Origin of the sequence: Pseudomonas sp. GM50, from assembly GCF_000282375.1 — a bacterium.
Lineage (GTDB): Bacteria > Pseudomonadota > Gammaproteobacteria > Pseudomonadales > Pseudomonadaceae > Aquipseudomonas.
Genome location: NZ_AKJK01000061.1, coordinates 1 through 14,166, shown reverse-complemented (window position 1 = coordinate 14,166; position 14,166 = coordinate 1). Strand labels below are relative to the sequence as shown.

Here is a 14,166-nt window from a genome sequence, read left to right as displayed (position 1 = left end):
TATCTGGTGTCAGCGGCGGATACGGGCCTGGAGGAAAGACAGCACGTCAGCGACCGGCAGCGCTTGCGCCTCGGCCTCTGTGCGGCTCTTGTATTCCAGATTGCCGTCGGCGAGGCCGCGGTCACTGACCACGATCCGGTGTGGAATGCCGATCAGCTCCATGTCCGCGAACTTGATGCCCGGGCTGGTTTTCTTGTCGCGGTCGTCCAGCAGCACTTCGAAGCCGGCGGCAGTCAGTTCTGCGTAGAGCTTGTCGGTGGCTTCGCGAACCTGTTCGGTTTCGTAGCGCAGCGGAACCAGGGCAACCTGGAACGGAGCCAGAGCGTCGCTCCAGATAATCCCGTTCTGGTCGTTGTTCTGTTCGATGGCGGCAGCCACCACGCGGGACACACCAATGCCATAGCAACCCATTTCCAGGGTGACTGGCTTGCCGTTCTCGCCCAGCACTTCGCACTTCATCGCTTTGCTGTACTTGTTGCCCAGCTGGAAGATGTGCCCGACTTCGATGCCGCGCTTGATTTCCAGGGTGCCTTTGCCGTCAGGGCTTGGATCACCGGCCACGACGTTGCGCAGGTCGGCCACGGTCGGAACCGGCAGATCACGCTCCCAGTTCACGCCGAAGTAGTGCTTGTCGTCGATGTTGGCACCGATGCCGAAGTCGCTCATCAGCTCGACGGAACGGTCGATGATGATCGGCAGTGGCAGGTTCAACGGGCCAAGGGAGCCGGCGCCGGCGCCAATGGCGTCGCGCAGTTCAGCTTCGGAAGCCATGACCAGCGGGCTGGCAACGCCAGGCTGGTTGGCGGCCTTGATTTCATTCAGCTCGTGGTCGCCACGGATGATCAGGGCAATCAGTTTGCCTTGCTCTTCAGCGTGCACCACCAGGGTCTTGATGGTTTTTTCGATCGGCAGGTTGAAGCCTTCGACCAGTTGCGCAATGGTCTTGGCGTTCGGCGTGTCGACCAGGCGCAGCTCTTCGGCAGGCTGCGGGCGAGAGGTTTCGCGCGGTACGGCTTCTGCCTTCTCGATGTTCGCCGCATAGTCGGAACCGTTGCTGAAGACGATGTCGTCTTCGCCGGATTCGGCCAGTACGTGGAATTCGTGGGAACCGGCGCCACCGATCGAGCCGTTGTCGGCTTCAACCGGACGGAATTTCAGGCCCAGGCGGGTGAACACGTTGCAGTACGCCTGATGCATGCGGTCGTAGGTGATCTGCAGCGAAGGCTGATCAGCGTGGAACGAATAGGCGTCCTTCATGATGAACTCGCGGCCGCGCATCAAACCGAAGCGTGGGCGGATTTCGTCACGGAATTTGGTCTGGATCTGATACAGGTTGATCGGCAGCTGTTTGTAGCTGCTCAATTCGTTGCGCATCAGGTCGGTGATGACTTCTTCGTGAGTCGGGCCGGCACAGAAGTCGCGACCGTGGCGATCCTTGAAGCGCAGCAATTCAGGGCCGTATTCTTCCCAGCGACCGGATTCCTGCCACAGCTCAGCCGGTTGCGTGCTCGGCATCAACACTTCGAGAGAGCCGGCGGCGTTCATTTCTTCACGCACGATGGCTTCAACCTTGCGCATCACTCGCAAGCCCATGGGCAGCCAGGTGTACAGGCCCGAGGCGAGTTTGCGGATCATGCCGGCGCGCAGCATCAGCTGATGGCTGATGACGACCGCGTCGGAAGGCGTTTCTTTCTGTGTGGCGAGCAAAAATTGACTGGTGCGCATGGTTGGCCGTTGTCGGTTGCTGATGACGAGAAATGACGGAACATTGTACGGGCGAGATCTGCTGGCGTACAGGAGTGCGGCCGGCTGTGTGGCAGGAGGGCGAGAATCTGCGCCCTCTGCGATGCTTCCTGCGTAAAGAGCCTACGATTCTTCCGCGACCTGGGTCTGAACCGGCTCCGGCGTCGCTGTCGGGCCTGCGCGGCGGTTCTCCTGGAACCAGTGCAAGGCGATCAATAGCAGGGTCGGCACGCCCAGCAGGGCGGTGATCAGGAAGAAGTTGTGATAGCCGAATTTTTCCACCATGACCCCTGAATAGCCGCCGATCAGGCGGGGCAGCAGGAGCATGATCGAGCTGAGCAGGGCGTACTGGGTGGCGGAGAACTTGAGATTGGTCAGGCTCGACAGGTAAGCGACAAATGCCGAAGTCGCCAGGCCGGAGCTGAAGTTATCCAGTGAAATAGTGACAATCAGCATCTGCAGATTGGCGCCCATGTCCGTGAGCATCAGGAACAGCAGGTTAGTGCCGGCCGATGTCACGCCGCCGATGAACAGGATGGGCAGAATGCCGAAGCGCACGATCAGCAGGCCGCCCATGCCGGCGCCGACCAGCGTCATGATCAGGCCGAATATCTTGCTGACGCTGGCAATCTGATCCTTGGTGAACCCCTGGTCGATGTAAAACACGTTGGCCATCACGCCCATCACCGTATCGGACATCCGATAGGTGGCGATCAGCCCGAGCAGCAGCAGGGCTTGCCAGCGGTAACGCAGGATGAAGTCGTTGACCGGCGTCAGCACCGGAGCCAGGCCGCGGCGACCCATGGCCGACAGGCACAGGCCGGTAAGCGTGATATAGAGGATCGCCCGCAGGAATGCGCGGTCTTCGAGCAGCAGGTCGAGCACGCTGACGCCGTTGAACAGTACGCTGGCGAAGTCAGTGTTGTAGAGCTGGGTGAACATGGCCGGTACGGACACCAGCAGCACGATCAGCACGAACACCGATGCCAATTGGTGCACAAAGCTGTAGCGTCCGGCCTGCAATTGAGTGCGCAGAGGCACCGGCGGTTCGCGCATGAACAGGGTGGTCAGCAGCGCCGGGACCATCAAGACGCCGAACAGCACGTAGGTGCCGGTCCACGCCGCATGCTTATAGTTGAAACCGGTGGAGCCGAAGCCTTCGGCGAAGAACAGTGCACCGGCCGTCGCCAGCAGGGCCGCGACCCGATAGCCGGCCATGTAGCTGGCCGCCAGCGCGGCTTGGCGGGTTTCGTCGGCGATTTCCAGGCGATAAGCGTCGACGGCGATGTCTTGCGTCGCCGAGGCGAAGGCGACCACCACGGCAATCGCGATCAGCCAGGACAGGTGCTTTTGCGGGTCGCAGAAACCCATGCCGATCAGGCCAAGGATCACCAGAGCCTGGGCCAGCACCAGCCAGGAGCGTCGTCGACCGAGCTTGCCGAGCAATGGCAGGCGCCATTGGTCGAGCAGCGGGGACCAGACCCACTTAAAGGCATAGGCCAGGCCGATCAGGCTTGCGTAGCCGATGGTTTCGCGGGCAACACCGGCCTCGCGCAGCCAGACTGAAAGCGTCGAAAACACCAGCATGTAAGGCAGGCCGGCGGCGAAACCAAGCAGCAACAGCACGAGCGTTGAGGGGCTGGCATAGGCGGCGAGCGCGGCGCGCCAGGTTTTACGGGGCATGGGCTGGAGTCTGCCTCAAGGATTACGGAAACAAAGCGCGCACTCTAACCGCTGTGCTCTACCGGGCGCCACCCATGGCGCTGAATATCAACACGATTGTTCAGGATACTGATGCCTTCCGTGCGCAATCGGGCCCGTTGTTCATCCCCCGAAGGGCTGCCCACGGGCAGGCTGATCCGACCGCCGGCACCCAGCACACGGTGCCAGGGTAGTTTGGTGTCGCCGGGCAATTGGCTCAGTGTTCGCCCGACCCAGCGGGCAGCACGACCCAGCCCGGCCAGCTCGGCGAGCTGGCCATAGCTCACGACTTTGCCCTCGGGCACTTGTGCCAGGGTCAGGTAGAGCGCCGTGCGTCGGATTTGCGCCGCGCTTTCGGTTTCAGCGGTTGAGTCGGTCACGTCCCGGGCTTCCTGAAAAAAATGCGCATTGACCGTCTGTAGAGTAAATCCTGGATTGCCCATTGAGAAATGAACTCAATAGAAAAAGTCGGGTCAGTCCTTGTCATGGCCTTATTCGTAGGGATAATGCCGACTTTTTTTCGCAAAGTTGAGCCTTCGATTCGCTTATGTTGTCCAGAACCTTGCTGTGCCTCGCTGTCGCCAGTGCTTCCACTCCCTTGCTCGCCGATACTGTCTGGTTGAAGAACGGTGACAAATTGAGCGGCAAAATCACCGTCTTCGATGGTGGCAAACTGCTGATTCAGACCGAGTACGCTGGCGCGGTTCCGATCGACTGGAAGCAGGTCAAAACCCTGGAAAGTGATCAGCAACTATTGGTCAAGCAGGATGCGTACACCGGAGAGAAGGCCAAGTCCCTGCACGCGGCAGAAGACGGCAAGGTCACCCTGGCCAACGGCGATGGCCCCAAGACTGTGGAGCTGGCCAGTATCCAGCAGATGCTCAAGCCCAAGCCGGTGGTTGAGGATCTGGTGTGGAAAGGTAATGTCGATGCAGCGCTGGATTATCAGCGGGCCGAGAAAGACACCGACGATTACGATATCGACTTCAAGACCACTGCGCGTCATGGCAGATGGCGACACACCGCAGAAGGTGAGTACAACCGCGAATTTCAGGACGACGTGGTCACTACCGACAACTGGCGGGGCGAATACTCGCTCGACCGCTTCCTGACCGAAAAATGGTTCTGGCAAGGGCGCGCGGTCTATAAGCGCGACAAGGTCGAAGAACTGGCCCGCCAGCGCACAGTCGGTACCGGCCCCGGTTACCAATTCTGGGACGATGAGCTGGGCGCATTCTCGCTGGGCTCGCTGGTCAACCGCACGGACTATGAGTTCAGCGATGGCAGCAAGGAAAACTTCTACTCCCTGGCGATGAAGTGGGATTACAACCGCTACCTGATCGGCAAGAGGGTGGAGTTCTTCACCAATGGCGAAGTTGGCAAGCCGTTGTCAGGCGTAGCTGATTACGCACTCGATGCCGAAATGGGCTTGCGCTACAAAGTGACCGATTGGGCGTCGCTTAACCTGAAGGCCGAACGAGACATTATCAGCGGTACTGACGATGCGGACCTGAGCAAGACCCGTTACACGGCGGGTTTTGGCGTAGCCTGGTAACACTGAAAGATCAAAAGATCGCAGCCTCGCTTCGCTCGACAGCTCCTACAGAGACCGTATGTCAACGTAGGGGCTGTCGAGCGAAGCGAGGCTGCGATCTTTTTTGCCATGCAAAACACACAGGCACAAAAAAGCCCCGCTTTTGAGGGCGGGGCTTTTTACTAAAGCAAGTACAAGTTAGATAACTTGAACTTCTTCAGCTTGCATGCCTTTCTGACCGCGGGTAGCGATGAAAGAAACCTGTTGGCCTTCTTTCAGGCTTTTGAAGCCGTCGGATTGGATAGCTTTGAAGTGAACGAACAGGTCGTCACCGGATTGTGGAGTGATGAAGCCGAAGCCTTTTTCATCGTTGAACCACTTAACGGTACCGGTTTGGCGATTAGACATGGTGTAACTCCTTGAACAAAGATAACTGCGACACAGGAAGAACCCTGGCCGAGACTGAGTGCAAAGAGCAGGAAAAATTCTTGTAGATGGTTGGATCGAAATTCAACATATCGTGTAGAGATTCTCAGTGACACAAGCAGCACAGTGGCGCCACCTTAACCCTTTTTCCGGAACGTGCCAATGGTTCTTGCGAAGGTTTCTCTGTTTTCATGACTGACGGTGCATCGAATAGCGGTGAAGGCCCGGAATTCACGGGGGATCGTCGAGAATTGTCTCCCGGACTTTGAACCCGGAGCGCCTGCCCGGTAAGATGCCGGACAGAATTTTTCCACCTCGCTATTCAGGACACCCGCCATGAGCATCAAATCGGACAAGTGGATTCGCCGCATGGCGCAGGAACACGGCATGATCGAGCCTTTCGTCGAGCGCCAGGTGCGCGGTAGCGACGATAGCCGTGTGATCTCCTACGGCGTGTCCAGCTACGGCTACGATGTGCGTTGCACCAATCACTTCAAGGTGTTCACCAACATCAATTCGGCGATCGTCGACCCGAAAAACTTCGATGCTGGCAGCTTCGTCGACATCCACAGCGACGTGTGCATCATTCCGCCGAACTCCTTCGCTCTGGCCAGCACCGTCGAATACTTCCGCATCCCGCGTAACGTATTGACCATTTGCCTGGGTAAAAGCACCTACGCGCGTTGCGGCATCATCGTCAACGTCACGCCGCTCGAGCCTGAGTGGGAAGGTCACGTGACCCTGGAGTTCTCCAACACCACCAATCTGCCGGCGAAAATCTACGCGAACGAAGGCGTGGCGCAGATGTTGTTCCTTGAGTCGGACGAAGAGTGCGAAGTCTCCTACAAGGACCGTGGTGGCAAGTACCAGGGCCAGCGTGGCGTGACCCTGCCGCGTACCTGAGTCAGCCGTCTGACAAACCGTTGGAATTCCTGAGCGGGCGTACACTCTATGGAATGTACTGTTCCGATTCGCGCAAGGCGGATCGGGCCATCGCTCAGGAGTGCTTCATGAAGATCGATCCGCGAATAAGTGCCGAACTGGCAAGGCTTGAGCCCAATCAGGTTGGCCTGCTGGCCTGGTCCTTGTTGGCACATCCGCCAGTCAGCACGGCAGGGGGCATCCCCGGTCAGCCTGATCCCGATACCCCCAACGAACAACCGACAGAACCCGGGGAGCCCACTCTTCCGGATGAGCCTCCTCCTGCGCCTGTTGCCTGATACCTCTGGGTACAACCTGATTTCTGTAGGAGCGAGCGGTGCGGCGATCCGACTTGCCCGCGAAGGCGTCCTTCCAGTCATATCAATGCGCAATGTTCCGACGTCTTCGCGGGCAAGCCTCGCTCCTACAAGTGGCAGTGCAAGGGGTTACTTGAGGTTGCCGCTGAGGAACTGCTTCAACCGTTCACTCTTCGGATTACCCAGCACATCCTCCGGCGCACCTTCTTCTTCCACCAGCCCCTGATGCAGGAACAGCACCTGGCTCGAGACCTTGCGGGCGAAGCTCATTTCGTGGGTGACCATGATCATGGTCCGGCCTTCTTCGGCCAGGCCCTGGATCACCTTGAGTACTTCACCCACCAGTTCCGGGTCGAGTGCCGAGGTCGGTTCGTCGAACAGCATGACTTCCGGTTCCATGGCCAGTGCGCGGGCAATGGCTACCCGTTGTTGCTGACCGCCCGAAAGGAACGCCGGGTACTGATCCGCCACGCGGGCCGCCAGGCCAACCTTGTCGAGGTAACGTCGGGCACGGTCTTCGGCCTCTTGCTTGCTGCAACCGAGTACCCGGCGCGGGGCCATGGTGATGTTTTCCAGCACCGTCATGTGGCTCCACAGGTTGAAGTGCTGGAACACCATGGCCAGGCGGGTGCGAATCCGCTGCAGTTCATCTGCATCGGCCACGCGCATGCCGTGACGGTCATGGATCATGCGGATCGTCTGGCCGTCCAGGCTCATGGCGCCGTCGTTGGGTTGCTCGAGAAAGTTGATGCAGCGCAAAAAGGTGCTTTTGCCCGAGCCGCTGGCGCCGATCAGGCTGATGACGTCGCCGGTTTTGGCCTTGAGCGAAACGCCTTTGAGCACCTGATGATCGCCATAGCTTTTATGCAGGCCTTCAATGGTCAATTTGTACATGGGACATGCATCCTCAAGGCGAAAGTAGGTAGCCGCTGCGATAGGCTTCGGTGCCCGCGACGTGGGCGATCACCATGCCGGCAGTGGCCATGCGCCGCAGCGAACGAGCGTACATCAGGCCGGCGGCGGTGCAATGAACAGGCGTGACGCGATCATTGATCGGGTCGATGACTTCGGCGATCAGTTGCCCGGCCTCCAGGTATTCCCCGGGCAGGGCCGTGAACACCAGCAGTCCGCCCACGGGTGTCGCCACCGGTTCGACACCCGCCAGCGGCGTGGCCGGGTAGGGCAGCTCCGGTAATGGCGCCGGCTCACCGGCAATCGCGCCGAAATGAATCAGATAATCGATCAACGCCTGACAGTCGAGGCTGGCCAGCGGGTGATTGACGTCACCCTGGCCGCGTAATTCGACAGTGACTGAAAAACTGCCCAGCGGAATCTCGAACTGCTCGCCGAAGCGCTCTTTCAGCTGCCACCAGAGCAGGGTGAAGCATTCATCGAACGACTGGCCACCCGAGTCGGTGGCCAGCAGGCTGGCTTCGGAGCCGATGTAGCGCGCCAGCGGCTCGACCTGCGGCCAGGCCTCGGGCGTGGTGTAAAGGTGCGCCACGGCTTCGAAATCGCAATGCAGGTCCAGCACCATGTCCGCATCGCAGGCCAGCCGTTGCAGGGTCAGGCGTTGGGATTGCAGTTGAGTGCCTGCGGTCTGCCGCGCCAACGCTTTGCGCAGGCTATCGCGGATCAGTTCGAGATTACGTTGCGGATCGTCGCCGAGCAGGCCTTCGATCTCGTTGCCGACTTCTTCACTCAAGTCGACGAACCAGCGATTGAAGTTCTGCCCGCTTTCCAGCTCGTAGCGGCCCAGTGGAACGTCCATCAACACCTGTTCCAGGCCGACCGGGTTGGCCACGGGTACCAGCACGATTTCGCTGCGCAGCCGGCCGGCGGCTTCCAGCTCCGCCAGACGTTGCTTGAGGTGCCAGGCCACCAACATGCCGGGCAATTCATCGGCATGCAGGGAGGACTGGATGTAAATCTTGCCTTTGGCCGACGGCGGGCCGAAGTGGAAGCTGTGAATCTGTCGCACGGTCCCCGGCAGCGGGGCCAGCAGGTTATGAATCTGGTGGCGCATGTACGAATTGTCCTAGTGAGTCGGCCCGAGGAAGGCCAGCCATCGGCGTTCGGCGAGACGGAACAGGCCGACCAGCGCAAAGGTAACGGTCAGGTAGATCAGCGCGGCAATGCCGAACGACTGGAATGTCAGGAAGGTCGCAGAGTTCGCATCGCGAGCGACTTTCAATACATCCGGGATGGTCGCGGTGAACGCCACGGTGGTCGAATGCAGCATCAGGATCACTTCGTTGCTGTAATAAGGCAACGAGCGACGCAGGGCCGACGGCATGATCACGTAGGCGTAGAGCTTCCAGCCTGACAGGCCGTAGGCCTTGGCCGCTTCGATTTCTCCGTGAGGCAGGCTGCGAATCGCCCCGGCGAAGATCTCCGTGGTGTAGGCGCAGGTGTTCAGGGCGAAGGCCAGGATCGTGCAGTTCATCGCATCGCGAAAGAACGCATCGAGGACCGGCTGGGCGCGCACGGCCGCCAGGCTGTAGATACCGGTGTAGCAAATCAGCAGCTGGATATACAGCGGCGTACCCCGGAACAGGTAAACGTAAAACTGCACTGGCCAGCGGATGTAGATCCTGGACGAAACCCTGGCGATGGACAGCGGGATCGACGCCAGAAAGCCGATGAAGATCGACGCGCTGAGCAGCCACATGGTCATGGCCAGGCCGGTGATGTTGTAACCGTCGGTATAAAGGAAGGGTTTCCAGTATTCCTGCAAGAGTTCGATCATCGTACGGCCTCCCGGGAGCCGGCGGCGTAGCGGCGTTCGAGCCAGCGCAGGACGACGTTGGAGGCGCTGGTGATCACCAGGTAAATCAGTGCGGCCAGTACCAGGAAGTAGAACAGTTGATAAGTGCTTTTACCGGCGTCCTGCGCGGCTTTGACCAGGTCGGCGAGGCCGATGATCGAGACCAGCGCGGTGGCCTTGAGCATCACCATCCAGTTGTTGCCGATACCCGGCAGGGCGAAGCGCATCATTTGTGGGAACACCACGAAACGAAAACGCTGGCCGCGTTTGAGGCCGTAGGCAGTGGCGGCTTCGACCTGGCCCCGTGGCACGGCGAGGATCGCCCCGCGAAACGTTTCGGTGAAGTACGCCCCATAAATGAAGCCCAAGGTGATGACCCCGGCGCTGAACGGGTTGATCTCGATGTATTCCCATTCCATGAAGTCGGTAAACGAGGTCAGCCAGGTTTGCAGGCTGTAGAAGATCAGCAGCATCAGCACCAGGTCGGGCACCCCACGAATCAGCGTGGTGTAGAGCTGGGCCGGAACACGTACCAGTTTGACTTTTGACAGCTTGGCACTGGCGCCCAGCAAACCGAGCAACACGGCCACCAACAGCGACAACACCGATAATTTGATGGTCATCCAGGTGCCTTCCATCAGCAACGGACCGAAGCCCTGAAGGCTGAAGGCTGAGAGCCCCAGGTTTTGTAATAGGTTTTCGAACATAAATCAGCAACCTGATCGGGTGAAGAAAGCGCCCATCGCGAGATGGGCGCCGGGCATTATTTGCCGCTGTACAGATTCAGATCGCCAAAGTGTTTCTTCTGAATGGTGGCGTAGGTGCCATCGTCGTGTAACGCTTTGATACCTTTATCCAAAAGTGCCTTGAGGTCTTTGTTACCTTTCGAGATACCGATCGCTGTTTTGGCAGGCAGCAATTCGCTGTCGACTGGCTTGCTGACTTCGTAATCGGTGCCTTTTGGCGACTTCAAGAAGCCCAGTTCGGCTTGCAGCATGTCCTGGATCGCAGCGTCGAGACGGCCGGAAGTCAGGTCGGAATACACCTGATCCTGGTTCTGATAGGCCTGGGTTTTCACGCCAGCCTTGTCCAGCACGGCCTTGGCGTACGCTTCCTGGATGGTGCCTTGCTCGTAACCGACGGTTTTACCCTTCAGCGAAGCGACGTCTTCGGACAGGCCGGAACCTTTCTTGAACACGTAAGCGGTTGGGCCGGAGAACAGTTCGCTGGAGAAGTCGATGACTTTTTCGCGGGCCGGGGTGACGGTCATCGAAGAGATCACACCGTCGAATTTATTGGCTTTCAAGCCCGGAATCATGCCGTCGAAATCGCTTTCGACCCATTTGCACTTGACCTTCAGCTCGGCGCAAATTGCATTGCCCAGGTCGATGTCGAAGCCAACCAGGCTGCCATCGGCTGCTTTGGACTCGAACGGCGCGTAAGAAGGGTCAACGCCAAAACGCAATTCTTTGTATTCCTTGGCCAGCGCGGAGCCGGCAGCCATGCACAACGCCAGTGCAGAAAGGGTCAGCAATGCTTTTTTCATTATTCAATCCCTAAGAACCAATATGAGCGCTTGTGGCGCAGAAGTACTGTTACTGGAAAGCGTCAGACCTATTAAAAGTAGCAATTTCCGAACCAGAGTCCCGAACAAGCGTTTAAAAGGTAATACAAGAAGTGGCAAAGCGCGATTTATGCACGGAAACGGGCATCGCCAGATTCCTGCGCCAGGGTGGTGCTGAATGTGGGGAGAGAGCTTGCCCTGATGCCCAATCTGCTCTGTAGAAGCGAGGCTTGCCCGCGAAGCTTTTGGCGTAATTGGGGACGCCTTCGCGGGCAAGCCTCGCTCCTACAGGATCAACCCACAGAAATCAGGTCAGGCGAGCAAATCCTGCAATGTCGCCAAGCTGTCAGCGTCTTCCACCGACTTGTCCTGGCGCCAACGCAGCATCCTCGGGAACCGCACCGCAATTCCGCTCTTGTGCCGTTTCGACAGGGCTATGCCCTCGAATCCCAGCTCAAACACCAGGGTCGGCTTCACACTACTCACCGGTCCGAATTTTTCCACCGTGGTCTTGCGTACGATGCTGTCGACCTGGCGCATTTCTTCGTCAGTCAATCCGGAGTAAGCCTTGGCGAAAGGCACCAGCGTTCGCTCGCGGGAAGAGGGTGGGCCGTCCCACACAGCGAAAGTGTAATCAGTGTAGAGACTGGCCCGGCGGCCATGGCCCCGCTGGGCATAGATCAGCACCGCATCAACGCTGAACGGGTCGACTTTCCATTTCCACCACACGCCCATGTCCTTGGTCCGCCCGACGCCATACAGCGCATCGCGAGCCTTGAGCATCATGCCTTCGACGCCCAGTCTGCGGGAGGCTTCTCGTTGGCGGGCGAGGTCGAACCAGTCTTCACCGGTCAGCACGGGTGAGCTCAGTAACACCGGGTTTGCGCAGGTGTTGATGAGTTGTTCCAGTTGAGTACGGCGGGTGGCTTGAGTCTGGTTACGCCAATCCTCGCCCTGCCATTCCAGCAGGTCATAGGCCAGGATGACCACGGGCACTTCATCGAGGATTTTCTTGCTAAGCGTTCTACGGCCGATCCGCTGTTGCAACAGGGCGAAGGGCTGCACAGCGGGTGGCGACGGCGATTGCGGGTTGAAGGCGTCGTTGATGCCCGATTGTGCAGCTTTCCAGGCGACGATTTCACCGTCGATCACCGTGCCATCGGGCAAACCGTGAACCAGGCTGTCCAGTTCGGGGAAGCGTTCGGTCACCAGCTCTTCACCTCGCGACCAGATCCACAAGCGCCCATCGCGCTTGACCACTTGAGCGCGGATGCCGTCCCACTTCCATTCCACTTGCCACTGATTGACGGGGCCGAGCAGGGCGTCGAACTGCTCGACCGGGTGCGACAACGCATGGGCGAGGAAAAACGGGTACGGCTGGCCACCCCGTTGGGCATGCTCATTGGGTGATTCGGGGGCGATCAGCTTCAGGTAACTGGCGGCGCTTGGGCGGTTGGACAGATCGGTGTAACCCACCAGACGCTGGGCCACACGTTTGCTGTCGAGCCCGGCCATCGCCGCCAGGGCGCGGGTGACCAGCAATTTGGAGACCCCGACACGGAAACTGCCGGTGATCAGTTTGATGCACAGCATCAGACTCTGGCGATCCAGTTGCGCCCACAGCGCGGGCAAGCATTCGGCAAGGGTCAGCGGGGGCGCGTTACGCAGCGGCAGCAGTTTGTCTTCAATCCACACCGCCAGCCCGTCGGTAGAGGTGTGGAGCGTTTCGGGCAGCACCAGTGAAATGGTTTCCGCCAGATCACCGACGGCCTGATAACTTTCTTCGAACAACCAGGGCGAGAGCCCGGAAAACGCTGTGGCCATTTCCCGCAGCATGCGTACCGGCACCAATTGCCGAGGTCGTCCACCGGACAGAAAGTACACCGCCCAGGCGGCATCTTCGGGTGCGGCCTGGGCGAAATAGCTCTGCATCGCCGCCAGTTTGGCGTTGCTCGAGGTGGTGGCGTCGAGTTCGGCATACAAGTCGGCGAAGGCTTTCATGCCAGCACCTCGGCGCTCTCGGGTTCGAGGACTGTGGTGTCTTCATCATCGCCATACTCGGTGCTGAAACTCATGGCATCGAGGCCTTGTTCGCGCAGATGGCGCACCAGCACTCCAATGGAACCATGGGTGACGATCACGCGTTCGGCTGCGGTTTGTTCGATGGCCCAGAGCAGGCCGGGCCAGTCGGCGTGATCGGACAGCACGAAACCACGGTCCACGCCGCGCCGCCGCCGTGGACCGCGCAAGCGCATCCAACCGCTGGCGAAGCCATCGCTGTAGTCACCGAAACGCCGTACCCAAGGGCTGGCACTCGCCGAAGGCGGCGCGAGGACCAAGGCCTTGCGCATCATCGGGTCGTGTTTTTTTACGTCGCCGGAATAGATCGTTGGCGGTAAATAAATGCCGCTCTCGCGATAAATCCGATTGATGGGTTCAACCGCGCCATGTACCAGAATGGGGCCGAGGCTGGCATCGATACCGTGGAGAATCCGCTGGGCCTTGCCGAAGGAATAGCAGAACAGCACGCTGGTTTTGTCGGCTGCGGCATTGGTCTGCCACCACTGATTGATCTCGGCAAAGATTTGCCTCTGGGGTTGCCAGCGGTAAATCGGCAGACCGAACGTCGATTCCGTGATGAACGTGTGGCAACGCACCGGTTCGAACGGCGCACAGGTGCCATCGGGTTCGGTTTTGTAATCTCCCGAGGCGACCCAGACTTCCCCCTCATATTCCAAACGCACCTGGGCGGAGCCGAGTACATGACCGGCAGGGTGAAAACTCAGTTTTACGCCGCGGTGCAGCAATGGCTCGCCATAGGGCAAGGTTTGCAGGTTGATGTCTTCGCCCAGGCGCGCGCGCAGAATGCCTGCCCCCGGTGCCGCCGCCAGATAATGTTGATTGCCACGGCGAGCATGGTCGCTGTGGGCGTGGGTGATGACCGATCGATCGACCGACTGCCATGGGTCAATATAGAAATCCCCGGGCGGGCAGTACAAACCTTCAGGACGAGCGATAACAAGGTCCATATTGTTACCAGAATGGAGAGGCCTGTTAGCTAGGAGGATTGCGCGAGACGAGAAGTTCTATTTATTTTCAAAGAAGGATGGAGGCGTTAATCAGGCCGCTTTCGCGAGCAGGTCAGTTAAGGTTTTTAGAGAGGAACATCGCACTTGTGGCGAGGGAGTCCCCG

At 59.1% G+C, this 14,166-nt stretch carries 14 protein-coding genes; 3 read left to right on the top strand and 11 right to left on the bottom strand.

Translation table 11 applies throughout. The features are described 5' to 3' along the window. Positions 1 to 9 precede the first annotated feature (9 nt). The 3 genes from PMI30_RS14310 to PMI30_RS14320 form a co-directional block, all read right to left on the bottom strand. The gene (locus tag PMI30_RS14310; protein ID WP_008010118.1) at positions 10 to 1,725 is read right to left on the bottom strand and encodes a proline--tRNA ligase; all 1,716 of its coding nucleotides are present in this window, start codon (positions 1,723 to 1,725) and stop codon (positions 10 to 12) included. 141 nt (positions 1,726 to 1,866) lie between these two features. Next, positions 1,867 to 3,426, bottom strand: a complete 1,560-nt coding sequence (locus PMI30_RS14315) for an AmpG family muropeptide MFS transporter (protein ID WP_008010116.1) — start codon at positions 3,424 to 3,426, stop codon at positions 1,867 to 1,869. Positions 3,427 to 3,470: 44 nt separating this feature from the next. Next, entirely contained in the window at positions 3,471 to 3,824 is a 354-nt protein-coding gene (locus PMI30_RS14320; RefSeq protein ID WP_032835497.1) for an MGMT family protein, read from the bottom strand. 167 nt (positions 3,825 to 3,991) lie between these two features. On the opposite strand from PMI30_RS14320, the gene PMI30_RS14325 reads away from it, so the two are divergent. Continuing rightward, positions 3,992 to 4,999 (top strand): DUF481 domain-containing protein, encoded by a 1,008-nt coding sequence (locus PMI30_RS14325; protein WP_008010113.1) that lies wholly within the window; start codon positions 3,992 to 3,994, stop codon positions 4,997 to 4,999. 177 nt (positions 5,000 to 5,176) lie between these two features. Here the strand turns inward: PMI30_RS14325 and PMI30_RS14330 are convergent, their stop codons facing one another. Further along, entirely contained in the window at positions 5,177 to 5,386 is a 210-nt protein-coding gene (locus PMI30_RS14330) for a cold-shock protein (RefSeq protein ID WP_002554837.1), read from the bottom strand. 354 nt (positions 5,387 to 5,740) lie between these two features. Here PMI30_RS14330 and dcd point away from each other — a divergent pair, with 354 nt between their 5' ends. Next, positions 5,741 to 6,307: a dCTP deaminase gene (dcd, locus tag PMI30_RS14335; RefSeq protein ID WP_007904652.1), complete on the top strand. Its 567-nt coding sequence runs from the start codon at positions 5,741 to 5,743 to the stop codon at positions 6,305 to 6,307. A gap of 107 nt (positions 6,308 to 6,414) precedes the next feature. Next, entirely contained in the window at positions 6,415 to 6,624 is a 210-nt protein-coding gene (locus PMI30_RS30640) for a hypothetical protein (protein WP_081501277.1), read from the top strand. Between the two features lie 147 nt (positions 6,625 to 6,771). On the opposite strand, the gene PMI30_RS14340 is transcribed toward PMI30_RS30640, so the two are convergent. The 7 genes from PMI30_RS14340 to PMI30_RS14370 form a co-directional block, all read right to left on the bottom strand. After that, positions 6,772 to 7,536: an ABC transporter ATP-binding protein gene (locus PMI30_RS14340; protein ID WP_007904656.1), complete on the bottom strand. Its 765-nt coding sequence runs from the start codon at positions 7,534 to 7,536 to the stop codon at positions 6,772 to 6,774. A gap of 13 nt (positions 7,537 to 7,549) precedes the next feature. Further along, positions 7,550 to 8,668 carry a succinylglutamate desuccinylase/aspartoacylase family protein gene (locus tag PMI30_RS14345; protein ID WP_008010111.1) on the bottom strand — a complete coding sequence of 373 codons (1,119 nt, stop codon included), beginning with the start codon at positions 8,666 to 8,668 and terminating at the stop codon, positions 7,550 to 7,552. 12 nt (positions 8,669 to 8,680) lie between these two features. Further along, positions 8,681 to 9,391 carry an ABC transporter permease gene (locus tag PMI30_RS14350; RefSeq protein WP_008010109.1) on the bottom strand — a complete coding sequence of 237 codons (711 nt, stop codon included), beginning with the start codon at positions 9,389 to 9,391 and terminating at the stop codon, positions 8,681 to 8,683. Beyond that, a complete protein-coding gene (locus PMI30_RS14355; RefSeq protein ID WP_007904662.1) occupies positions 9,388 to 10,116 on the bottom strand; it encodes an ABC transporter permease in 729 nt (242 codons plus the stop codon). The genes PMI30_RS14350 and PMI30_RS14355 overlap by 4 nt, the downstream gene beginning before the upstream one ends. A gap of 56 nt (positions 10,117 to 10,172) precedes the next feature. Next, positions 10,173 to 10,955, bottom strand: a complete 783-nt coding sequence (locus tag PMI30_RS14360) for a transporter substrate-binding domain-containing protein (protein ID WP_008010107.1) — start codon at positions 10,953 to 10,955, stop codon at positions 10,173 to 10,175. A gap of 330 nt (positions 10,956 to 11,285) precedes the next feature. Further along, positions 11,286 to 12,974 (bottom strand): ATP-dependent DNA ligase, encoded by a 1,689-nt coding sequence (locus PMI30_RS14365; RefSeq protein ID WP_008010105.1) that lies wholly within the window; start codon positions 12,972 to 12,974, stop codon positions 11,286 to 11,288. After that, entirely contained in the window at positions 12,971 to 14,002 is a 1,032-nt protein-coding gene (locus PMI30_RS14370) for a ligase-associated DNA damage response exonuclease (protein WP_008010103.1), read from the bottom strand. The genes PMI30_RS14365 and PMI30_RS14370 overlap by 4 nt, the downstream gene beginning before the upstream one ends. Between the last annotated feature and the right edge of the window lie 164 nt (positions 14,003 to 14,166).